We start from the raw sequence: 23,261 nt of genomic DNA, 5'->3' as shown, positions 1-23,261 counted from the left end.
ACCGGTCGCGTGGTATTGCCTGCCGCGGCGGCGTTCGCGTGCGCCGTCGCCGTTCCCGCCGTCGTGGCGCCCGCCGCCCAGGCCGACAACCGGCGCCTCAACGAGAGCGTCGTGGTCAACGTCTACACGATTCAGCAGCACAACGACTGCGAGACCGACATCCAGATCAATCCGCAGCTGCAGCTGGCCGCGGAGTGGCACACCAGGGATGTCCTCAACAACCGGGCCCTCAACGGCGACATCGGTTCCGACGGCTCCACGCCGCAGGACCGTGCCCGCAACGCGGGCTTCGTCGGCACGGTCGCCGAGACGGTGGCGATCAACCCGGCGCTGGCGATCAGTGGGATCGAGATCCTCAACCAGTGGTACTACCGGCCCGACTACATGGCGATCATGTCGAACTGCGCCAACACCCAGATCGGGGTGTGGTCGGAGAACAGCCTGGACCGCACCGTCGTCGTCGCGGTCTACGGCCAGCCCGGTTAGAACCCTGGCACAGACGGGCCAGCCGGACGATTGCTCCCGAGCCTCTCCGAGCAGCGTCGCTGAGTTCTTCCCCGCGGGCCCTGGTGGTGCACAGATTTAGGCCGGCGGTGTACATACCGCCGCGCCCCGGATGCAACGCTGTCGAGCTTCGTTGTGGCCGCCGATGTGCGAGAGCACTCGGTGCCGTCTTGCCGACCGACAATGTCGTCTGTTTCAGCCTGAAGTTCTGCAGTCGCGTCCCCGAATTCGCCTTTACACTTCAACCGTGCGCCCGTCGTGGCCGTTGATTTGCCGCTCGGAGGAGCTGCGAAGGGTCGATGCCGCGCTGATGACGGAGTTTTCCGGCGTCGTGATCTCCGGGTCAGCGGGTGTTGGCAAGAGTCGGCTCGCCCTTGAGGCGCTGACCGCCGCGCAAGCACGCGGATGCCAAACCAGGCTCATCACGGGTACGCACTCCGGCCGGGCTATTCCACTCGGCGCCTTCAGTTCTTGGACCGCGGCTGAGGTCCCGGACTCGGTTCACCTGCTCACCGGTGTAATCGACGCGGTGACACACGCCCCGCCCAGCACCGAGGTTGTCATTGTCGTCGACGACGTGCACCTTCTTGACGACCTCTCGGCATACGTCGTGAACCAGATCATGCAGCGCAACGCCGCAAAGCTGGTCCTCACGCTGTTGGACGATGCGCCAACCCCTGCGGCGGTGCGGGAGATCTGGAAAATGGGCCAGTTCGAACGCCTCGAGCTGGAGCCGCTGTCTGCCGAACAAACATCCGTCCTGCTCTCCACTGCGCTGGGCGCCGACATCGACAAGGGCGCGGCAAGCCGGCTTTGGGACCTGACCCGCGGGAACCCCTTGTATTTGCGCCACATCATCGAACAGGAAATCGCCGATGGGCGCATGAAGCGCCACCGGGGTGAGGTCTGGCAATGGGTCGAGGAGCCCGTGGTCCCGACGAGCCTGGTCGAACTGATTCAATCCCGCATCGGCACCCTCCCCGCCTCCGTCAGCGATGTCATCGACACCCTTTCTGTCAGCGAACCAATCGAGCTGTCCGTTCTTGCGCGGATCACCGATCAACGTGCGATCGAAGACGCCGAGACCAGTGGCCTGGTTGTGGTGGTGTCAACCGACCGCGGCATGGCTGTCCGGTTGGCCCACCCCCTCTACGGTGAGGTACGCAGACGATGCGCACCGGCGACCAAATTGAGGCGACTGCGCGGCCTCGTCGCCGGCGAACTCGACGCGTCAGGCGCCGACGACGACGCACACATCCTGGTGCGCCGTGCGACGCTGGGTCTCGAATCTGACCGACCGCCCGACGAAAAACTGCTGACCAAGGCAGCTCAGAGTGCGGTTTGGCTGGCAGATCTTGCTCTAGCCGAGCGCCTTTCGGAGGCAGCTGTACGATCCGGCGGCGGTCTGGAGGCTGAACTGACGCGGGCGCATGCGCTTTCGTGGCTCGGTCGCGGCGACGAGGCCGAGGCCGCGCTCGCCCGCATCGACCGATCCGTTCTGCAGAGTGATGGACGCGCGCGCGTGGGCTTCCTGCGTTCCAGCAACATGCTCTGGAGTCGCGGGGATCCCGCCACAGCCAAAGCGGTCATCGACGAGGCTGCGGAAAACGTTTCGGCTCAGCATCGGGCGTACATCGACACCTTTCGTGCGGTGTACTGGTTCGCCGTGGACGAGCCCGAAGCCGCGCTACGCGCATCGAGCGGCCTTGCCGTTGACGACATGCCTGCGGTGGTCGGTGCCGAACTGGCTTGGGTGCTCGCGACTGTCTACGCAGAAGCTGGTCAGACGACTGAGGCTGTCAGCGCCGCCGAGAGCGGTTATGTGACCGCAACGAGATCTTTCGATGCTCCGCACATGATGTTCAACATCGCCGACTCACACGTCAGCGCACTGGTTCTGGCCGGGCGGGTCAATGAAGCCCTCGACGTCGGTACGCGGATTCGTCAGCAGGCCGCGGACTTCACTGGCACCGCTCGTCCGCTCGGGGCCGCCGTAGCCGGGCGCGCTGCCATCGCCGCTGGTGACTTGCGCTCGGCATGTGCGCTCCTGCAGGACTCGGTAACACTCCTGTGCGCAAAGCACTCTCTGGGTTGGGGTTATCGATACCTGATCCCACGAATCGAGGCGCTCGCCGTACGAGGCAGCCTCTCCGAGGCCACCGCCGATCTGGCTCTCCTGGAACACATGCCGCGACCGTTCCGGCAGCTCGACCACGAGCAGAGCCGCGCTCGCGCGTGGGTGGCGGCCGCAGAGGGCGCAGTCAACGAGGGAATCGACTTGCTGCTGTCAGCAGCACGCCGAGCCTCCGCCAAAGGACAGTTCGCAGCTGAAGTCTTGTGCCTGCAGACCGCGATCCAGTTCGGTTACCGCGGAGCGGCATCCCGCCTGCAGGAACTCGAAACTCGCGTGGACGGGCCCCGCGTGCAGTTGGTGGCGCGATTCGCTGAAGCGTTGCGAGATATGGATGTCGGTGCTCTCGCGCAGCTGTCCGGGGAGTTCGAGCTCATGGGCGACCTCGTGGCAGCGGCGGACACGGCCGCGTACGCCTCGCTGGGGTTTCGCCGTGCCGGGAAGCGCGGCTCAGCTCTGTCTTGCGCGACGCGAGCATCGGAGCTCGCGGAGCGAACCGGTGCGTCCACTCCGGCGTTGCTCGGCGTTCTCGAACCGCTGCCGCTGACCGTTCGCGAACGTGAGATCGCCACACTGATCGGTCAGGGCATGTCGAGTCGACGTATCGCCGAGCGTCTTCACCTTTCGGTCCGGACGGTCGAAAGCCACACCTACCGGGCCATGTCGAAGACCGGGACAACAAGCCGGAACGAACTCGCCGCGCTACTGCCCCACCAGCGGGCGTAGGCGGTTTCGATGATCACCGGCGGACGTCCTGGTGGCGGATCGACCCCGGACAAGATCACCTGCGTGTCCTGCGGCGCAGATGCTGCACCAACGAACAAGTTCTGCGGCGAGTGCGGCGCACGTCTGACGGGGATCGACGCATCCGCGGAGTACAAGCAGGTGACTTTGTTGTTCGTGGACGTCGTGCGGTCCATGGACCTCGCGGCAGCACTCGACATGGAGCGACTCCGTGAGGTCATGACCGACGTCGTGGAGCGGTCTGCTGACGTGCTACGCCGCTACGGCGGCACCGTGGAGCACCACGGAGACGGCGTGATGGCGATCTTCGGCGCGCCCATCGCGTTGGAGGATCACGCGCTGCGGGCCTGTGTGGCGGCTCTGGCGGTCCAGAAGGAGATCGGACACATTGCGGACAAAGTCCAACTCCGAGACGGTGTGGGGCTACAGGTCCGCGTCGGACTGAACTCCGGCCCGGTGATCGCCGGGCAGATCGGCTCCGGATCGCTGGGTTACCGGGCTACAGGTGAGCATGTGGGTATGGCGCAACGGATGGAGTCGGTGGCGCCGCCCGGTGGAGTGATGCTCTCGGAATCGACCGTGCGACTGGTCGGCCCAGCGGTCACGCTGGGCGAGCCGGAATGGAAGCACATCAAAGGCGCCGCGAAACCCTTGCGCGCATGGCAGCTGCTGGCAGTGACGCCACGCCAGGGCGCGTGGAGTCGCACGGAAGCAGCTCTGGTCGGTAGGTCCCGCGAGCTTTCCGTACTCGGCGCAATGCTGAACCGCGCGATCGGCCGAAGCGGCGCTGTGGTGCAGTTGACGGGCCCGCCCGGCATCGGCAAGAGCCGGACAGCACGTGAACTCGCAACGCGTGCCGAGAGTCTCGGCATCGAAGTCTGTTGGTCGTTTTGTGAATCGCACACCAGCGACGTTGCGTTTCACGCCGTGACGCGACTGCTTCGGTCTGCCCTGCGCCTGACCGACCTCGGAGCCGAGGCCGCGCGTCTGCAGTTACGTGCGGTGATGCCCGATGCCGACTCGAACGATTTACTCCTGCTCGAAGACCTCCTCGGCATCGCTGAGTCAGAAGTTCCGGTACCGCAGATAGACCCGGAAGTCCGTCGCCGCAGGATCACCGGTCTGATCAACAACGCATCGCTGCGGCGAGAGAAGCCGGCCCTCTACATCATCGAGGATGTGCACTGGATCGACACGGTCAGCGAGTCGATGCTGGCGCTGTTTCTCGACGTCATTCCGAGCACCGCATCGATGGTGCTCATCACCCACCGTCCGGAATACCGCGGCCTGCTGAGGGGAGTGAACGGGGCCCAAACGCTGACTCTGGCTCCCCTGGATGATGCGGATATCGCAGCCATGGTCCGCGAGCTGGTCGGTTCGGATCCGTCCGTCGGAGCCCTCACGGGACTGATCACTGAACGCGCGGCGGGTAATCCATTCTTCGCCGAGGAGATGGTGCGAGAACTCGTGCAGCGCGGAGTACTGTCCGGAAACCGCGGTCGCCATGTCTGCGACAAGAATGTCACCGAGATCAGCGTTCCCGCCACGGTGCTGGCAGCTGTCGAGGCACGAATCGACGGGCAGCTGCCGGCGGCGAAGCGGACACTGCGTGCCGCCGCCGTCCTCGGAGTCCGCTTTCGTGCGGACTTGCTCGCGGCAATGGATGTCGAGCCTGTGCTCGACGAGCTGATCGATGCCGAACTGATCGACCGAGTCGGGCCGGGGGACGATGCAGAATACGTGTTCCGGCATCCGCTCATCCGCGCCGTTGCCTACGAATCACAGCTGAAGTCTGACCGCGCCGGGTGGCACCGACTCGCAGCCGTGGCAGTCGAGCAGAGTACGGACAGGGCGACGGACGAACACGCTGCATTGATCGCTGAGCACGTCGAGCATGCGGGCGACTTCGCGGCCGCGTATCACTGGCACATGCGCGCGGGCGCCTGGCTCACCAACCGTGACCTGGCTGCGGCAAGGGCCAGTTGGGAGCGCGCACGCCGGCTTGCCGATCAGTTGAGCGATGACGAATCCGATGTTCTCTCGATGCGGATCGGACCGCGGACAATGCTGTGTGCCACCGACCTGCAAGCGCGCGAAGCTCACGAGAGCGAGGACCGATTTGCCGAGCTGCGGCGGCTGTGCCGCACTACCGGGGACAAGGTGTCGCTGGCCATCGGTATGAGCGGCCCGGCGACCGCGCTGATGTTCGCGGGACGAGTACGTGAGGCGTCGCAGTTGTCCTCTGAGCAGATGGCTCTGCTTGCATCGATCGACGATCCGACACCCCTGATGGCGTTGGCGTCAGTAGCATTCTGCAACTGGCTCGGAGTCCTGCGTTTCGACGAGATCGTGCATTGGTCTCAGGCCGTCGTCGACTTGGCGGATGGGGACCCGACCAAAGGCGCCAGTTATGGCATTGGATCCCCCCTCGCGGTCGCATTGGGGTGGCGCGGCACGGCGAAGTGGTGCCTGCGGTTGCCGGGATGGCGCGACGACCTGCATGGCGCCGTGGAGATGGCCCGACACAGCAACACCGAGACGCTTTCGGGAACAATCGCGTGGACCTACGGTTTCGCGATGCAATATGGGGTGTTGCGAGCCGATCATGGCATTCGCGCCGCAGCTGAAGAAGCGGTAGGGATCGCTCGGTGCGCCAGCAACGACCGTGCGCTGGGACTAGCGGGCTACACGCTCGCTGTTGCTCTGCTGAGTCAGGACGACGACGCCGACCGACTGCGAGGGTTGGAGTTGATGGCGGAGGTACGCGAGTTGTGGTCGCGTAGAGGCATCTTCTTCCTGATCCCGATCACCGATATGTGGCTCGCTCGCGAAACCGCCCGTCACGGTGATCGTGATGCCGCTGTCGGAGCCATGCGTCAGGCCACCGTTGAGTTGCACCGAGGCTACCCGTTCTATGGTGTGTGGGCGGACGTTGTTCTGGCTGAGACACTTCTGGATCGTCGCGCCGAGGGCGATCTACTCGAGGCTCGGGCGGCCGTCGACCGATTGAGTCATCTCGCGAAAGAACATGACTCGGTCATGGTGGAGATTGCGCTCCTGCGAATTCGGGTACTGTCAGCTCGCGCCCAGGGCGACACGTCGACCGTCGCCGAACTTGCGCCATGTTACCTCGATAGGGCGGAATCGCTTGGCTTCGAGGGACATATCGATTCGGCTCGTTCTATCCTCAGCGATCTTCGTTAGCCCAAGTCCCGGACTAGTCCGGGTCACCGGAGACGTCGCCAACATCGGAGTTGGTCCCGCCGCGCGACGACTCGTCGTCGGATGAACCTTCCTCGGACGAACCGGCAGCGGACGACCCGGCCTCGGACAGGGCCGCGCCGCTACTTGGCGCATCCCCCTCCGACAATGGCGCATCATCGCTGAATGAGTTGTCCGCGGCAGTACCACTTTCAGCCGACTCCCCCTCGGCAGGCCACGCTGCCGACGACGACCCCTCATACGCCGTCGGATCCGTGTCGGTGCTGTCGATGGCCGGTGCCTCCGTCACATCCGAGGCGACCTGCTCGACGAGTTGGGTCTCGACGGCGCCCTCCGTGGGCTCCGTGCCCGGCTCCTCACCTTCTGGCAAGCCCTCCGAAGACAGCGCCGGGAACGACGACTCGGCAGTCTGCGTTGCATCCTGTTCCACTCCTGAAGATACCGAATCCGTGGCGGCAAGGGGCAGCCCAGTGCTATCGACGACTGCCGTGGTGATTGCGACAGGCGGGTCTGCATCGCCCACCGGCGCCGACGACTTCGGCAGGGGCGGCAACCCCACCAACGCCAGAGCATTGTCGATGCCCTCAGCGATTGCTTCGCCCAGGTCGGCCAGGAGCGTCGCCAGATCGACTCTCGGGAACAGCCGAGCCGGCGTGGGCTCCCACAGCGGGATACTGCGGTCATATCCGAGCTCTACGAGCACTCTGACGAACGGCTCGACGACATCGATCAAGGCCTCCGGCACGCCCAGCATCCGCAGCGGGGAGAACAGCGGCAAGTTCTGCGTCTCGAAGAAGTAATAGCTCGAATCGCCAAAGGTGCCTTGGAATGCCGGCGACGAGGTGGGGTCTTCGGGAAGAGCGACTTCGAACGGCCACGTGTGCACGTAGAGGATGCCCATGATCGCGTTCAGGGTGGCGAGCAGATTTACGGGATATAGAGGAAAGTCTGCGAAACCGTCGTACTGCGAAGCGATCACGACGGTGTCGAACGGCGTGTCCGTCGGAGCGGGACCGTTGAATGTCCAATCGATGATCGGGATGTAGAGGCCTGGGAAGCGCGCATGGAGGCCCCCGTTGGGGGTGTTGACGTCTCCGTGCACAATGAAGTCGATGTCAGGGGCGGCGGTGCCCTCCGGATACTTCTTACTCAAGCGCCCTTTGACGACGTTGGCCGAAGCCGCGCCCTGAGAAAGGCCGTAAACCACCACGCTGCCGTCGACATGCGGCGCCATTGCCGCTTCGATCGCGTCCGCGCCGGCCTCGATCGACTGGTCACCGGTGAGGTCGAAGAGCCCCGACAGCTTCCACAACGGTTCGTCGGGCCACGCCGGCCCCCCAGGCCCGAAGAGGCTCGGATCCCCCAGCAGGAGACCGAGTACGCGAAAGATTCCGGTGAGTGGCCAGGCTTCTCCCCGCGCAGCGACAGCGATGGGCGTGAAAGTGCGGCCCGGGTGGGTCGGGGTGACAAAACTGTCCATGACGGCCGCGACACCGGCGTCGTGCAGTTTCGGGCAGGTGACTCCGCACACCAGCAGCGCGGTGGAGTCAGCGGCCAACTTGACCTCGGGCGACACTGGTTGAACTGCTGTCGGCACAACGGTGGCCGCCGCGAGAAGGGCAGCGCCGACCGACGCGCCCGCCCGCCGGGCCTTGCGACCTTTTCGCCGACTGACGTGTTCTGCGGTAGCCATGATGCGCCCTCCTTCGACGTGTCCGACGGAACGATGCCCACCGCAGCCGGCGTGGCAGATCCGCACGTCGAATGCTTCCCCCGACCGCCGCCGCGGTACTCAGTAGGCGACTACTGCAATTGCCGGCACCCTCCGCGCGGCGCTACTGCGTACCGGTTAGAACCCGAGGCGGCCCAACTGTTTCGGGTCGCGCTGCCAGTTCTTGGCGATCTTGACCCGCAGGTCGAGGAACACCTTGGTGCCCAACAGTTTCTCGATCTGGGTGCGCGCGGCGGTGCCGACCTCGCGTAACCTCGCCCCGCCTTTGCCGATCACGATGCCCTTCTGCGACTCCCGCTCGACGTAGAGGATGGCGTACACGTCGATCAACGGGTCGTCCTCCGGGCGTCCGGGCCGCTGCTCGACCTCGTCGATGACCACGGCCAGCGAATGTGGTAGCTCGTCGCGCACACCCTCGAGTGCGGCCTCGCGGATCAGCTCGGCCATCAGTACTTCTTCGGGCTCGTCGGTCAGCTCACCGTCGGGGTAGAACGCCGGGCCGGGCGGAAGCTGCGCCACCAGGACGTCGACGAGCACGTCGAGCTGAGCACCCGAGGTCGCCGACACCGGCACGATCTCGCTGTCGGGCCCGACCAGGTCGGCCACAGCCATCAACTGTTCGGCGACCCTGTCCTTGGACACCTTGTCGATCTTGGTGACGATCGCGATCACCGTCGTTCTCGGCGCCACCGCCCGGATCTGTTCGTAGATCCATCGGTCTCCGGGGCCGATCTTCTCGTCGGCGGGGATGCACAGTCCGATCACGTCCACCTCGGAATAGGTGTCCTTGACCAGGTCGTTGAGCCGCTGACCGAGCAGTGTCCGGGGCCGGTGCAGACCCGGTGTGTCGACCAGCACGATCTGGAAATCGTCGCGGTGCACGATGCCGCGGATGGTGTGGCGGGTGGTCTGCGGGCGGTTGGAGGTGATCGCGACCTTGCTGCCGACCAGGGCATTGGTCAGGGTGGACTTGCCGGTGTTCGGCCTGCCGACGAAACAGACGAAGCCGGAACGGAATTCGCTCATCGCCGGCCCGCCGAGTGTGAAACGTCGATGCTGCCGGCGCCGATTTCTCGCACCGGATGCACACTCGTGATCGTCACAGCGGCTGGCCCGCCCGGTCGGTGACGATCACCGCAGCCGCAGGGGCCATCTCCCGCACCGCGGCCACACCGGGATCGTCGGCCCCACCTCCGACGAGCACGGCGGCCTCCAGGCCGGTCGCGCCGCTGGACACCGCCGCGGCGAGCGCGGCCTGCAGTGCGGTCAGCGGCAGCGCCGCCAGCCCGACAGGCGCTCCCGCATACGTGCGGCCGTCGAGGTCGCGCACCGCGGCCCCGCTGGTCGCCTCCGCCCGGGCCATCGCGCCACGGGCGAGCACCACCAGCTTGGCGTCCTCGGCGTCGAGCTCACTCATTCGCTGTCCTGTTCGTCGTCCTCGGGTTCGGGCTCGACCCTGCTGACCAGCACCGTGCCGATGCGGACCCGGCCGCGCGGGTCCGGGCCGCCTTCGGCGCGCAGGAGCAACCCGTCCCAGTTCACCTCCGCACCGGGCAGGGGCACCCGGCCCAGCTCGAGCGCCAGCAGGCCGCCGACGGTGTCGACGTCGAGGTCGTCGTCGAAGTCGACGTCGTAGAGCTCACCGAGGTCCTCGATGGACAGCCGCGACGACACCCGGTACTGGTTGTCGCCGAGCTCCTCGATGGGAGCGACCTCGTCGGTGTCGTACTCGTCGGCGATCTCCCCGACGATCTCCTCGAGCACGTCTTCGATGGTCACGAGCCCGGCGATCGCGCCGTATTCGTCGACCAGCAGCGCCATGTGGTTTCGGTCGCGCTGCATCTCGCGCAGCAGTTCGTCGAGTGGCTTGGAGTCGGGCACGAAGACCGGTGCGCGCATGACCTCGGCCACCGAGGTGTCGCGGCCACCGCGGGTCGAGTAGTACGTCCGCTGCACAAGGTCCTTGAGATAGACGACGCCGACGATGTCGTCGACGTTATCCCCGATCACCGGGATGCGGGAGTGCCCGCTGCGGACCGCCAGGGAGGTGGCTTGACCGGCGGTCTTGTCACTTTCGATCCACACCATCTCGGTGCGGGGCACCATGACCTCACGCGCCGGGGTGTCGCCGAGTTCGAAGACCGACTGGATCATCCGGCGTTCGTCGTCGGCGACCACGCCGCGCTGCTGGGCCAGGTCGACGACCTCACGCAGTTCGATCTCCGAGGCGAACGGGCCGTTGCGGAAACCGCGTCCGGGAGTGACGGCGTTGCCGATCAACACCAGCAGGCGACTCAGCGGCAGCAGCAGCACCGAGAAAGCCTGCAGGGGAAGCGCCGTCACCAACGCGATGGTGTAGGCGTTCTGCCTGCCGACGGTGCGGGGGCCGACGCCGATGACGACGAAGCTGACCACCACCATGATCGCCGCGGCGGCGACCAGGCCCCAGGTCACCCCGAGGTGGCCGTCGAGGTAGGCGGCGAGCAGCACCGTGGCACTGACTTCGCAGGCGATGCGCAACAGCACGATGAGGTTGATGAACCGGGGTCGTTCGCCCATCACCCGCATCAGCCGCACCGCGCCCGGTCGCTCGTCGCGCACCAGCTCTTCGACGCGCGCCATCGACACCGTGCTCAGCGCCGCGTCGGTGGCGGCGAACAGTCCGCCGAAGGCGACCAGCACGATGGCGCCGATGAGTTGTCCCAGGCCGCTCACAGCTGGTCGCGTTCGACGATGTCATCGAAATAGCGGGACTTGTCGAGCAGCCTGCGGTCCTTCTCGGTCTGGCGGTCCAGGTGATAGGCCTGCACCTGTTCGGCCACCCATTCCTCGAGCAGCTCACGCTGCAGCGCGAACATCTCTTTTTCCTCGTCCGGTTCGGCGTGGTCGTACCCGAGCAGATGCAGCACTCCGTGCACGGTGAGCAGGGCCAGTTCCTGGCCCAGCGAATGTCCCTGGTCGGCGGCCTGCTTGCCGGCGAACTCCGGGCAAAGCACGATGTCGCCGAGCATGGCCGGCCCGGGTTCCGGCGCGTCGGGACGTCCACCGGGCTCGAGTTCGTCCATCGGAAAGCTCATCACGTCGGTCGGGCCGGGCAGGTCCATCCAGCGCATGTGCAGGTCGGCCATCGCCGCGCTGTCGAGCAGCACCATCGACAGCTCCGCGGCAGGGTTGACGTCCATCTTGCGGATCACGAATCGGGCGACGCTGATCAGTTCCTCTTCGGAAACGTCGATGCCCGATTCGTTGGACACCTCAATGCTCATCGTGCGCGCTACCGCCTCGGCCGACCGGTCGGGCCCGACGCCCGGCGTTGGGCCCGGTTCATCAGGGTCGGTTCCTCGGAGCGCGCGTAGGCGTCGACGATCTCCGAGACCAGTCGGTGCCGGACCACGTCGGCGCTGGTGAGCTCGGCGAAGTGGATATCGTCGATGCCGTCGAGGATGCGCATCGCCGCACGCAATCCCGACGCTGCCCCACCGGGCAGGTCGACCTGCGTGATATCGCCTGTCACAACGATTTTCGAGCCGAAACCGAGCCGGGTCAGGAACATCTTCATCTGCTCGGCGGTGGTGTTCTGCGCTTCGTCGAGGATGATGAACGCATCGTTCAGGGTGTTGTGGGTCAGCAAGAAATCTTCGGTGACATACAGCGAATCTGCTGCCGCGACGCGGATGCAGACGGCTTCCTCTGTGCCAACCGGCTCGATCCGATCGATGAAGCGCATCGGTCTGCCACCACCGGTGGCATCGTACTTGGCAAGCTTGCGCGGCAGGCGGAACGGAACAACGCCTTCGGGGAGGCGAATGTCGAGCATGTGTGCATCCGCGATGTGGTGCACCTCGCGCCCGCGGGCCAGCCCGGGCTTACGTCCCAGTGCCTTTCGCGTGCGGCGGTAGACCACGCCCCCCAGCGAGCGAACCAGGAATGTCACATCCTCGGCAAGCTGGAGGGACGCCGTTCCGAACTGGATGCGGCAGGTGCGGTTTTCCTGCGTCACCGGCCCGCCGTCGCTGTCCAACAGCCCTTGCAGAACGGCAAGCCGCACCTCTGGCGCATTGGCGAGATACTCGAACGGCACGAACTTGTCATCCGACTTCGTCCCTGCCAACGACAGCCGACGTAGACCTTCCGTCAGCGGATTCTTGGATCGCCCGCCTCGTCCACCGCGACCGACCAGAACGTAGTCGATTTCTGACTTCCGCCGCACGATGATGCCGGGTACGAGCCGCTGCAGCGCCTCCGCGAGTTCAGGATCGGTAGTCGCAAAGCTGGGCGAGGTGCTCAGCGATAGGCACCCGTCGCCCAACAACAACCCCAATGCGTAGGGATCGATCGGCACTGGTTCGGGCTCGAAGGCGACTGGAGCACTCAACAGCGGCAGCTCGTAGCGGTGATAATGCGCCGCCCTGAGGTTGCCGATCATCTCCTTCGTCTCCAGCACTCGCATCGGCTTACCGCGACGCTTTCCGTCCCTGGTCTGCACTGCCCAAAGGTGGTCGCCCGAAGCAAGTGTCGAGGCGCCGTCCTGGGTATGCACCCGATAAATTTCTTTGAATCCTTGCAGGTAGATGCCCAAAACCTCGGTTGGTCGGCCGTCGGAGCCGATGACTGCATCCCCTACCTTCAGGTCCCCGATCGCCCTGAAGCCCCTGGGTGTCAACACGCGAGTGGACAATGGCTGCGCTCGGCCACGCATGTACCCAAGCGGTGCCACCTCGATCACCCCGGCACTCATCAGCTTCGGGATCAGCTCGGGATCCATCATGTCGTGCAGGGCGTCGTAGAGCGGCCGCAGGTACGGGTCGATCTTCTCGCTCAGTGTGCCGGGCAGAAAGCCCAGACGTTCACCGGCTTCGACCGCGGGCCGGGTCAGGATGATCCGGCTGACCTGTTTGGTCTGCAACGCGCTGACAGCCTTGGCCATCGCGAGATACGTCTTGCCGGTGCCGGCGGGGCCGATGCCGAACACGATGGTGTGGGCGTCGATCGCATCGACGTAGTGCTTCTGGTTCAGCGTCTTGGGCCGGATGGTCTTGCCGCGGCGCGACAAGATGTCCAGGGTCAGCACTTCGGCCGGGGAGGCTTCGGCGGCGCCGGTCAGCATCGCGACGCTGTGCGCGACGGCGTCGGGCGTCAGCCGCTGCCCGCTGCCGACGACCTCGACGAGTTCGGAGATCACCCGCTCGGCCAGCGCGACGTCGGCGGGCTCACCGGCCAGCGAGACGGCGTTGCCGCGGACATGGATGTCGGCGGCCAGCAGCCGCTCGAGAGCACGCAGGTTTTCGTCGGAGGACCCCAGCAGGCCCATGACCAGATCGGGCGGAACTGTCATGCTGCTCCGGACTGACTCCGAGGCGGCGTTCGTCTCGCGGGGCGTCACGTGGAGTTTTCTGCCTGCTTCCTGGGTTCTGGGTCGGGTCAGCCCAGTTTAGCGCCGTGCCCCGTCACCACCCAATGCGTATTACCGGCGCCCTGCCGTCGAGCCCGCGGGCGTGCGAAGCGGCCGGTTGCGCACCACCTGTGGCCACCAGAACCAGCGGCCCAGCAGCGTCGCGATCGCCGGCATCATGAACGCCCGCACCACGAAGGTGTCGAACAGCAATCCGAGCCCGATCGTGGTGCCGACCTGCGCGATCACCCGCAGGTCGCTGACGACCATGGAGGCCATCGTGAGGGCGAACACCACGCCCGCCAGCGTGACCACGCTGCCGGTGCCCCCGATCGAGCGGATGATGCCGGTCTTGATCCCGGCGCCGATCTCCTCCTTGAACCGCGACACCAGCAGCAGGTTGTAGTCGGATCCGACGGCGATGAGCGCGATGATGGACATCACCAGCACCATCCAGTGCAGTTCGATGCCGATGATGTGCTGCCAGATCAACACCGAGACGCCGAACGACGCCCCCAGCGACAGGATCACGGTGCCGACGATGACCAGCGAGGCGACCAGGCTGCGGGTCAGCAGCAGCATGACCATGAGGACCAGGGTCAGCGCGGCGAGGATCGCGATCATCATGTCGTAGCGGGACCCGTCGGACATGTCCTTGAACGTCGCCGCGGTGCCGCCGAGCTGGATCTTCGCGTCCTCCAGCGGCGTGCCCTTGAGCGCCTCGATCGCGGCGATCTTGATCGGTTCGACCCGCGCGAGCGCCTCGGGTGAGGTCGGGTCGCCGCGGTGGGAGACCAACAGCCGCACGGTTTTGCCGTCGGGTGAGAAGAAGCTCTCCATCGCCTGCTGGAAGTCCTTGTTCTCGAACACCTCCGGTGGCAGATAGAACGAGTCGTCGTTGTTGGCCGCGTCGAACGACTTCGCCATCGCCGTGGAGTTCTGGCTCATCTCGTCCATCTGGTCGTAGAATCCGCCCATGGTGGCGTAGGTCGTGAGCATCATGTGCCGCATGCTCTCCATGGTTTCGATCATCGGCGGGAACGTGGCCAGCATCTGCGGCAGCAGTGACCGCATGGTCTCCATGTTCACCAGCGCCTTGTCGAACGAGTCGGTCATGGTGCTGATGCCGTCCATCGAGTCGAACAGCGACCGGAAAGTCCAGCACATCGGGATGTTGTAGCAGTGCGGTTCCCAGTAGAAGTAATTCCGGATGGGGCGGAACTGGTCGTCGAAGTTGGCGATCATGTCGCGGATCTGATGCACCGTCTGCTGCATGTCGTTGAAGTCGTCGATCATCACCGTGGTGACGTTCGACAACTGCGTCATCAGGCCGTACATGGTGCGCATCGTCCCGATCGTCCGGGCCAGCTCGTCGGCCTGGCTGCGCATGTCCTCCATGCGGTCCTGCATCAGCTTCATGTTCTGCTGCTGGCCGACGCCCTGCATGCTGATCAGGAACGGGATCGAGGTGTTCTCGATTGGGGCGCCGTCCGGGCGGGTCGGCGCCTGAACCCGCGCGACCCCCTCGACACCGAACACGCGTTTCGCGAGACGGTCCAACACCAGGAAATCTGTGGGGTTACGCAGGTCGTGGTCCGCCTCGACGAGCAGGACCTCCGGGCTCATCCGGGACAGCGAGAAGTGCTCGGTGGCGGCCTGCAGTCCGGCGTTCGCCGGAATCGAGTCCGGGACGTAGCGGGTGTCGTCGTAGCTGGTCTGATAGCCGGGCAGCGCAGCCAACCCGATGAACGACAGCGCCAGCGACGCGACGAGGATGGGTCCGGGCCAGCGGACCACCATCGTGCCGACGCGACGCCAGGCGCGGATCCGCATGGCGCGCTTGGGTTCGAGCAGATTGAACCGGCTGCCCACGGTCACGATCGCCGGGCCGAGGGTGAGCGCGACGGCCATACCGGCCAGCGTGCCCACCCCGCACGGCACACCCATGCTCTGGAAGTAGGGCATGCGCGTGAACGACAGGCAGAACATCGCGCCGGCGATGGTCAGACCCGAACCCAGCACGACGGGTGCCGTGCCGTGGAACATCTCGTAGTACGCCTCTTCGTGGGTGGCGCCGGCGGTTCGGGCTTCCTGGTAGCGCCCGACCAGGAAGATCGCGTAGTCGGTGCCCGCTGCCACGGCCAGCGAGATCAGCAGATTCGTCGCGTACGTCGACAGCCCGATGAGCTCGTAGTGCGCCATTGCCGCGACGACGCTTCGTGCCAGACCGAGCTGGACGAGGACCACCACGAGCAGGAGCAGGACGGTGGCGATGGAGCGGTAGAAGAACAGCAGCAGCACGATGATCACGCAGAAGGTGACCAGCAGCACCAGCGCCATGCTGCTCTCGCCGGCGATGTTGACGTCGGCGGTCATCGGCGCGGGCCCGGTGACGTGCACCCGCACGCCGGGCGGGGGCGGTGAATTGGCGACGATGTCCCGCACGGCCGCAACGGCCTCGTTGGACTCGGCCTCGCCCATGTTGCCGGCGAGGTTCAGCGTCGCGTACGCCGCGCGGCCGTCGGAGCTCTGCGCCGCGGCCTCGGTCAGCGGGTCACCCCAGGTGTCCTGAATGTTGCGGACATGCTCGGGTGCCGCCTCCAGCTTGTCGATCAGCTGGTCGTAGTAGCCGTGGGCGTCGTCACCGAGGGGCTGCTCGTTCTCGCTCTCCAGCACGATCAACGCGACCGAATCCGACTCGGACTCCTCGAACAGCCGGCCCATGTCGGACATGGCCTGCATCGACGGCGCATTGCTCGGGCTCATCGAGACCGAGTTCTTCGCGGCGACGACCTCCAGCTGGGGCACCAGCACGTTCAGCGCCACGAGCAGCAGCGTCCAACCGAGGATGATGGGCACGGCCAGCCGCCGGATCCACCGCGCGAGGAACCTCGGCCGGCGCAGCTCTTCGCTGCGGTTGCCTGCAGCGTTCATCACGCCGCCTTCGTGAAGCAGTAGATGTAGGCGCTGACGTTGGTGATGGTGCGTTCGTCCTTGACCTCTCCGTCGGCGGTGATCCGGCATCCGATGAAGTCACCGTCGCCCTGCGCCACGACGTTTCCCGACATCGCCGGCGAGTCGGTCTCGACGTCGATCGACCAGGGCAGGGCGGCACCGACGATCTGGTTGGGATCGCCTTCGGCGTCGACGTAGTTGATGTCGGCGACCGCGCCCGGCTCTCCCCAGACCTCGTAGCGCACGATCTTCGGATCGGAGGAGTTGCCGTCCTCGGTCATGCTTCCGCTGTAGGTCGGCAGCGGGTTGGCCGCGAACATGTTCCGTAGCCGCCAGACGGCGAAGCCGCTGACGACGAGCACGATCACCAGGACGAGCGGCAGCCACGCTCGGGTCAAACGGGTGAGAATCGGGGGTCCCTTCTCTGCTGGCCCACCGGCCCTCGAGATACAGATCAGCTCAGAAGGGAAGGCTAACCTATCTAGCCGGAGGGCGGTGAGCTACCCCCGTCCCACCGCGAGGTCAGCACCCCCAGCGCGCCCAGCGCCACCGCCGCCGCCGTCGACGTCCGCAACACGGTCGGCCCCAACCGCACCGCGAGGGCACCCGCCTCGGTCAGCGCGGCGAGTTCCTCCTCGGCGACGCCGCCCTCCGGACCGACCACCAGGGTCAGCGACGCCGCTTCGGCCAGCGGCAGTTCGGTCAGCGAGGTGGTGGCCGACTCGTGCAGCACCAGCGTGGTGGGGCCGGCCCCGGCGGCCAGCTGGGCCGTCGTGACGACGCCGTCGACGGTCGGGATGTGCGGGCGGCGGGACTGCCGCGATGCGGCCCGCGCCACCACCTGCCACCTGCGCAGGCCTTTGTCGACGCGGGCGGCCCCGTCCCAGCGCGCGACGCAGCGCGCGGCCTGCCAGGCCACGAACGCGTCGGCACCGGCTTCGGTGGCCAGCTCGATCGCGAGTTCGGAACGGTCCGATTTGGGCAGCGCCTGCGCGACGGTGACGGTCGGTGACGGCGGCGCCACGACGCGGCGGTCCAACACCTGCGCGCTCAGCCGACCCTTGGCGACCTCGGTGACCTCGCAGTGCGCCACGGTGCCCGCGCCGTCGCTGAGGTCGAGTTGCTCCCCCCGGCGAGTGCGGCGCACGTTGGCGGCGTGGAAGCCCTCGTCGCCGTCGACGACGACAACGTCACCGACGCCGGGTACGGCGTCGACGTAGAACAGACTGCGCACTGCCGCTAGCGGCCGGTGAACGTCTCACGCAGCCGCGAGAACAGACCGCCGGCGCCGTGCGACGAGTTGTTCGCCTTGGCCGAGCGCACCTCGGGGGTGTCGCGGCTGCGTTCCTGCAGGGCGCGCAGCAGTTCGACGTCCTCATGGTCGAGACGCGAGGGCACCACGACGTCGATGTGCGCATGCAGGTCGCCGCGCACCCCGGAACGCAGGTGCGGCATGCCGTGGCCGCGCAGCGTGGTGACCGCGCCGGGCTGCGTACCCGCGGCGACGGCGATCTCCACCGGACCGTCCAGGATGGCGTCGACGGTCACACTGGTGCCCAGCGCGGCGTCGACCATCGGCACCGAGATGGTGCAGTGCAGGTCGTCGCCGTCGCGCACGAACACGTCATGCGGGCTCTCGTGGACCTCGACGTACAGATCGCCGGCAGGTCCGCCGCCCGGACCGACCTCGCCCTGCGAGGCCAACCGCACCCGCATGCCGTCGCCGACTCCGGCGGGGATCTTGACGGTGATCTCGCGGCGGGCACGCACGCGACCGTCGCCGGCGCACCGGTTGCACGGATCGGGGATGACCTCGCCGACGCCGCCGCACACCGGGCACGGCCGGGACGTCATGACCTGCCCGAGCAGCGAGCGCTGCACGGTCTGGATCTCCCCGCGTCCACCGCAGGTATCGCAGGTGACCGGGGTCGAGTTGCCGTGGGTGCCCTTGCCGTGGCACAGGTCGCACAGCACCGCGGTGTCGACCGTCACCTGCTTGGAGATCCCGGTCGCGCACTCGTCGAGGGTCAGCCGCATCCGCAGCAGCGAATCCGAGCCCGGCCGGACGCGGCCCACCGGACCACGCCCGGCGGTGCCGCCGCCGAAGAACGCCTCGAACACATCGCCCAGGCCGCCGAAGCCGGAGAAACCACTAGCGCCGCCACCCGCGGCCGAGGCCAGTGGATCACCGCCCATGTCGACGATGCGCCGCTTCTCGGGATCGCTGAGCACCTCGTAGGCGGCGCTGATCTCCTGGAAGCGGGCCTGGGCACCCTCGTCGGGGTTGACGTCGGGGTGCAGTTCACGCGCCAGCTTGCGGTAGGCGCGCTTGATCTCGGAGTCGCTCGCACCCTGGCTCACTCCGAGCAGCCCGTAATAGTCGCGTGCCACGCTTGTACCTTCCCACCCGTTGACTCGACGCTACGCCGGTCAGCGGTTACCTAAGACTTCGCCAATATAGAGAGCAACAGCGGCGACGTTGGCGATGGTTCCCGGATAGTCCATCCGTGTGGGACCCAACACACCCATACCGCCGAACACCTTGCCCGAACTACCGTAGGCCGTGCTGATCACCGAGGTGCCGGCCATCTGCTCGGCCTCGGTTTCGTGCCCGATGCGGACGGTGACCTTCCCGGCCTCCTGCTGCTTGGCCAGTAGCCGCAGCACCACCACCTGTTCCTCGAGCGCTTCGAGCACCGAGCGTAACGAGCCGCCGAAGTCGGCCGTGTTGCGCGTCAGGTTGGCGGTGCCGCCGAGCATCAGACGTTCCTCGCTGTGCTCGACGAGGGTCTCGACCAGTACCGTCGCCGACCTGCCCACCGCGTCGGCCAGACCACCGCTGCCGTTGAGGTGAGACGCCAGGTCGGACACGGCGATCGACGCAGCGGCCAGCGGCTTGCCCTCCAACGCCTGGCCGAGCAGATCACGCAGCTGGGTCATCTGCGTGTCATCGATCGTGTCGCCGAGTTCGACGATGCGCTGATCGACCCGGCCCGAGTCGGTGATCACCACGAGCAGCAGCCGAGCCGGGCTGAGCTGCACCACCTCGAGCCGCCGCACCGACGACGTGGACAGCGTCGGGTACTGCACGATGGCCACCTGGCGGGTCAGCTGCGCGAGCAGCCGCACCGCGCGGCGCAGGACGTCGTCGAGGTCGACACCCGATTCGAGGAAGTTCAGGATCGCGCGACGCTCGGCGCCGGACATGGGCTTGACGTCATCGAGGCGGTCGACGAACTCCCGATACCCCTTCTCGGTGGGGACCCGGCCCGAACTGGTATGCGGCTGGGCGATGTACCCCTCGGCCTCCAGGACGGCCATGTCGTTGCGGACCGTCGCGCTGGACACCCCGAGGTTGTGTCGCTCCACGAGCGACTTGGAACCGATGGGCTCCTTCGTGGCGACGAAGTCGGCGACGATCGCACGGAGCACTTCGAAACGACGGTCATCGGCGCTGCCCACTGTTCACCCACCTCTCGGAATGTGTCCTGGTCGCGTTCATTTTACGGTGACGGTGGGCCTGGGCACCGACCGAGCGGCCCGCGTCTCCGCCGCGGCCGGGTTACTGTGCAGGCCGGGGTTGACCACGCAGGGGCACGGGGCGAGCGAAGGCACGGCGATGATCTTCAAGGGAGTCCGCGACGGCCGACCCTACCCCGACCACGGTCTCACGCATCGGCAGTGGGCGCAGATCCCGCCCCGTCAGATCCGCCTCGACGAGTTGGTGATGACGACCACGGTGCTGGCCCTGGACCGGTTGTTGTCGGAGGATTCCACGTTCTACGGCGACCTGTTTCCCCACGCCGTGCGCTGGCGCGGGGACATCTACCTCGAGGACGGCCTGCATCGCGCCGTGCGCGCCGCGCTGCGGAACCGCACCGTGCTGCACGCCCGGGTGTTCGACATGGACCCCCGGTGACATCGTCGGTGTATCCCCCGCGCCCGGACAATGGTCGTCGTGACGGGACGGTCTTGTGAGCGGGCGATCTGAGTGACCGGACGCGACGTCGTTGCCACCGCAGAAGCCGTGCTGGCGTTGATGGAAGCCGACGAATTCGGTGATGTCGTCGACATGGTGGCGCCCTCGCTGCGCGAGTTGGTGTCGGCTGAAGCGCTGCGTGACTCGTGGCGAGAGCTGAGCGCGACGCACGGATCGGCGGTACACCGCTGACCGAACCGGCGGGCGCGGACCACACGCTCGTGAAGATCGGGGTGACGTGTGAGCGCGGCGCCTATGCCGTGCTCATGGTCATCGACGGATCCGGGCGACTGCACGGCCTGCAGTTCGCCCCGCCGGGGGCGGCCGAGCCGATGCAGCCGTGGGAGGCGCCGCCGTACGTGGACCCGGCCGCTCTCACCGAACACGAGGTCACTGTCGGCGAACCGCCATGGGCGACGCCGGGAACGCTCAGCCTGCCGCAGCCGCCGCGACCAGGGCCGGCCGTCGTCCTGATCGCCGGCTCCGGGCCGTCCGACCGGGACGTCACGATGGGCCGCAACAAGATCTTCCGGGACCTCGCGTGGGGCCTGGCGAGTCGCGGAATCGCGGTGCTGCGCTTCGACAAAGTGACCTACGTCCACCGCGACACCATCGACGTCCGAGCATTCACCGCCTTCGACGAATTCGTGCGGCCCGGGGTCGCGGCGGTGCGCCTGCTGCGCGAACACTGATGGTGGACGGCGACCGGATCTTCGTCCTCGGGCACAGCCAGGGCGGCACGATGGCCCCGCGCATCGCGGCTGCCGAACCGTCGGTGGCGGGGTTGGTGTTGCTCGCGGGCGCCACCGAGCCGATGCACCGTTCCGTGCTTCGCCAGGTTCGCTACCTCGCCACCGTGCACACGCCGTCAGCCGACCCCGAGGCCGATCCGAGCGTTCAGACCATCACCCGACAGGTGGCGCTGATCGACGACCCCGACCTCTCGCCGTCCACTCCGGATCACCTTCTGCCGCTGGGTGTTCCAGCGCAGTACTGGCTCGACCTCCGAGGCTACGACCCGGTGGCGGTAGCCGCGCAGCTCGACCTGCCCATGCTCATCATGCAGGGCGGTCGTGACTACCAGGTCACCGTCACCGACGATCTGGCCGGCTGGCAGAACGGCTTGGCTGACCGTGACAACGTCACGATCCGGGTCTACCCCGCAGACGACCATCTGTTCTTCCCCGGATCCGGACCCTCGACCCCCGCAAGCTACGAACCGGCGCAGCACGTCGACGAAGCCGTGGTCACCGACATCGTGCGATGGGTCGACGGCACGACGCGCTAACCCGCAGCTGTCCCGGCGTCCTTCACACCCGTGCGTCGCGCGGCCTGGCGGGTGTCGCATGGACCGCGTCGACAAACGGAGGTTATCCACCGGCAAACGGGAGGTTATCCCCCGCGACACTGCCGTTTTCGATGAGCATGCTCTCCTCATGAACCTCGCACTGTCGATGAGCGAAAACCACTCGGGGACAATTGCGATGAGACGCCGCAATTTTCTGGGTGCTGCTGCCGCACTTGGTGTCGGCGCCGGGTTGTCCGCGTGCACCCCCAGATCCGGTGAACCCGCGACAGACATGCCGGACATCTCGCTGCGAGACCGGGATCTGCCGTTCATCGCCACGGAAGAGACCTACACCACCCGCGAGCTGATTGTCTTGAACGCGATCAACGCTGATCACGCGGAGTACCTCGAGGACACCGGCCTTGCCGACCTCGGAGCCGGCCGCATCGGCGCGATGGATGAGGCGGGTGTCGATGTCCAGATTCTCTCCGCGCACACCCCGGGCGTGCAGGATCTCGCCGGACAGCAGGGCAACGACTTTGCGTATCGCCTCAACAAGATGATCGCCGATGGCCCGATGACCGCCTATCCGGGGCGCTATGCGGCCTACGCCACGTTGCCCCTGCAGGACCCCGAGGCATCTGCGGACGAATTGGAACGCGCTGTCCGCGAAGACGGCTTCGTCGGCGCCATGACCAATGGCTTCGTGGGCAGGAAGTTCCTCGACCACCGGGACTTCGAGCCCGTTCTGGCGCGTGCCCAGGCGCTTGATGTTCCGATATATCTGCACCCGGGTTACCCACCCACCGAAGTCTTCGATATCTACTATCGAATTGAGCGCGCAGGTTATAACGATGAGTGCCAGGACTACATTTTCAGTGGTTCAGGGTATGGCTGGCACCAAGAAGTGCTCACTCAATGCCTTCGATTGATCATGACCGGGGTGTTCGACCGATTCCCCAGACTCCAGATGATCATCGGCCACATGGGAGAGGGACTCCCGTTTTATTACGAGCGAATCGTGGAAGATCTCGGCGAATCGACCGCGGGTTCGTTGAATAGGCCTGTCGGGCAATACTTCAGTGACAATTTCTGGTACACGACCAGCGCATTCTTCCAAGACGAACTGCTGCAGCTATTGCTGAAATACATCAGCGCGGATCGAGTGATGTTTGCCATCGATTACCCATTTGCCAACATGAAGGAAGGAACCGACTGGTTCAGGGCGGTGGATCTGCCACGCGAGACGAAAGAGAAAATCGCGTTTCGCAATGCCGAGAAATTGTTGGGGATAACGGTATAGCGCGTCTGCCC

General features: G+C 66.2%; 18 protein-coding genes and 3 pseudogenes. 8 read left to right on the top strand and 13 right to left on the bottom strand.

The window, feature by feature from the left end; genetic code table 11:
* The first annotated feature begins 9 nt into the window (after nucleotides 1–9).
* From J3476_RS02075 to J3476_RS02065, 3 genes are all read left to right on the top strand, one after another.
* Complete coding sequence (locus J3476_RS02075) at nucleotides 10–486, top strand: CAP domain-containing protein (RefSeq protein WP_207064963.1); 477 nt, start codon at nucleotides 10–12, stop codon at nucleotides 484–486.
* Between the two features lie 265 nt (nucleotides 487–751).
* Nucleotides 752–3,361, top strand: coding sequence for a LuxR C-terminal-related transcriptional regulator (locus tag J3476_RS02070; RefSeq protein WP_286182515.1), 2,610 nt, complete (start codon nucleotides 752–754; stop codon nucleotides 3,359–3,361).
* 9 nt (nucleotides 3,362–3,370) lie between these two features.
* Nucleotides 3,371–6,583 (top strand): adenylate/guanylate cyclase domain-containing protein, encoded by a 3,213-nt coding sequence (locus J3476_RS02065; protein WP_207064957.1) that lies wholly within the window; start codon nucleotides 3,371–3,373, stop codon nucleotides 6,581–6,583.
* 13 nt (nucleotides 6,584–6,596) lie between these two features.
* Here J3476_RS02065 and J3476_RS02060 read toward each other — a convergent pair whose 3' ends face one another.
* The 13 genes and pseudogenes from J3476_RS02060 to hrcA form a co-directional block, all read right to left on the bottom strand.
* Entirely contained in the window at nucleotides 6,597–8,294 is a 1,698-nt protein-coding gene (locus J3476_RS02060) for a PE-PPE domain-containing protein (RefSeq protein WP_207064956.1), read from the bottom strand.
* A gap of 156 nt (nucleotides 8,295–8,450) precedes the next feature.
* On the bottom strand, nucleotides 8,451–9,359 hold the full coding sequence (gene era / locus J3476_RS02055) for a GTPase Era (protein ID WP_207064955.1): 909 nt from the start codon (nucleotides 9,357–9,359) through the stop codon (nucleotides 8,451–8,453).
* A 73-nt stretch (nucleotides 9,360–9,432) separates the two neighbouring features.
* Nucleotides 9,433–9,750: a cytidine deaminase gene (locus J3476_RS02050; RefSeq protein ID WP_152517762.1), complete on the bottom strand. Its 318-nt coding sequence runs from the start codon at nucleotides 9,748–9,750 to the stop codon at nucleotides 9,433–9,435.
* Nucleotides 9,747–11,048: a hemolysin family protein gene (locus tag J3476_RS02045; protein WP_207064954.1), complete on the bottom strand. Its 1,302-nt coding sequence runs from the start codon at nucleotides 11,046–11,048 to the stop codon at nucleotides 9,747–9,749. The genes J3476_RS02050 and J3476_RS02045 overlap by 4 nt, the downstream gene beginning before the upstream one ends.
* Nucleotides 11,045–11,599 (bottom strand): rRNA maturation RNase YbeY, encoded by a 555-nt coding sequence (gene ybeY / locus J3476_RS02040; RefSeq protein ID WP_152517764.1) that lies wholly within the window; start codon nucleotides 11,597–11,599, stop codon nucleotides 11,045–11,047. Before ybeY ends, J3476_RS02045 begins: the two co-directional genes overlap by 4 nt.
* Nucleotides 11,600–11,607: 8 nt before the next feature.
* Nucleotides 11,608–11,949: pseudogene (locus tag J3476_RS27785) on the bottom strand (PhoH family protein); the annotation flags it as partial.
* A gap of 267 nt (nucleotides 11,950–12,216) precedes the next feature.
* Nucleotides 12,217–12,759: pseudogene (locus J3476_RS27780) on the bottom strand (LAGLIDADG family homing endonuclease); the annotation flags it as partial.
* Nucleotides 12,760–13,020: 261 nt separating this feature from the next.
* A pseudogene (locus J3476_RS27775) lies at nucleotides 13,021–13,716 on the bottom strand (PhoH family protein); the annotation flags it as partial.
* Between the two features lie 81 nt (nucleotides 13,717–13,797).
* The gene (locus tag J3476_RS02030) at nucleotides 13,798–16,659 is read right to left on the bottom strand and encodes an RND family transporter (protein ID WP_207064952.1); all 2,862 of its coding nucleotides are present in this window, start codon (nucleotides 16,657–16,659) and stop codon (nucleotides 13,798–13,800) included.
* Entirely contained in the window at nucleotides 16,659–17,078 is a 420-nt protein-coding gene (locus J3476_RS02025) for an MmpS family transport accessory protein (protein WP_207064951.1), read from the bottom strand. Before J3476_RS02025 ends, J3476_RS02030 begins: the two co-directional genes overlap by 1 nt.
* A gap of 83 nt (nucleotides 17,079–17,161) precedes the next feature.
* A complete protein-coding gene (locus J3476_RS02020; RefSeq protein ID WP_207064950.1) occupies nucleotides 17,162–17,914 on the bottom strand; it encodes a 16S rRNA (uracil(1498)-N(3))-methyltransferase in 753 nt (250 codons plus the stop codon).
* A 5-nt stretch (nucleotides 17,915–17,919) separates the two neighbouring features.
* Entirely contained in the window at nucleotides 17,920–19,071 is a 1,152-nt protein-coding gene (dnaJ, locus tag J3476_RS02015; RefSeq protein ID WP_207064949.1) for a molecular chaperone DnaJ, read from the bottom strand.
* A 39-nt stretch (nucleotides 19,072–19,110) separates the two neighbouring features.
* The gene (hrcA, locus tag J3476_RS02010; RefSeq protein ID WP_207064948.1) at nucleotides 19,111–20,142 is read right to left on the bottom strand and encodes a heat-inducible transcriptional repressor HrcA; all 1,032 of its coding nucleotides are present in this window, start codon (nucleotides 20,140–20,142) and stop codon (nucleotides 19,111–19,113) included.
* A gap of 157 nt (nucleotides 20,143–20,299) precedes the next feature.
* Between hrcA and J3476_RS02005 the strand changes: the two genes are divergently transcribed.
* The 5 genes from J3476_RS02005 to J3476_RS01985 all read left to right on the top strand — a co-directional run bounded on the left by J3476_RS02005 (nucleotide 20,300) and on the right by J3476_RS01985 (nucleotide 23,250).
* Entirely contained in the window at nucleotides 20,300–20,599 is a 300-nt protein-coding gene (locus J3476_RS02005; protein WP_152519777.1) for a type II toxin-antitoxin system VapB family antitoxin, read from the top strand.
* A gap of 72 nt (nucleotides 20,600–20,671) precedes the next feature.
* A complete protein-coding gene (locus J3476_RS02000; protein ID WP_207064947.1) occupies nucleotides 20,672–20,851 on the top strand; it encodes a hypothetical protein in 180 nt (59 codons plus the stop codon).
* Nucleotides 20,806–21,351 (top strand): S9 family peptidase, encoded by a 546-nt coding sequence (locus J3476_RS01995; protein ID WP_207064946.1) that lies wholly within the window; start codon nucleotides 20,806–20,808, stop codon nucleotides 21,349–21,351. The genes J3476_RS02000 and J3476_RS01995 overlap by 46 nt, the downstream gene beginning before the upstream one ends.
* Nucleotides 21,351–21,947, top strand: a complete 597-nt coding sequence (locus J3476_RS01990) for a S9 family peptidase (protein ID WP_207064945.1) — start codon at nucleotides 21,351–21,353, stop codon at nucleotides 21,945–21,947. Before J3476_RS01995 ends, J3476_RS01990 begins: the two co-directional genes overlap by 1 nt.
* Before the next feature lie 58 nt (nucleotides 21,948–22,005).
* A complete protein-coding gene (locus J3476_RS01985; RefSeq protein ID WP_207064944.1) occupies nucleotides 22,006–23,250 on the top strand; it encodes an amidohydrolase family protein in 1,245 nt (414 codons plus the stop codon).
* Nucleotides 23,251–23,261: the final 11 nt, after the last annotated feature.

The sequence above is a fragment of the Mycobacterium sp. PO1 genome (genome assembly GCF_017312405.1).
In the GTDB taxonomy this organism is placed as follows: Bacteria; Actinomycetota; Actinomycetes; order Mycobacteriales; family Mycobacteriaceae; genus Mycobacterium.
Note: the sequence above shows the minus strand (reverse complement) of the source record. Positions and strands in the feature narration are given on the sequence as shown.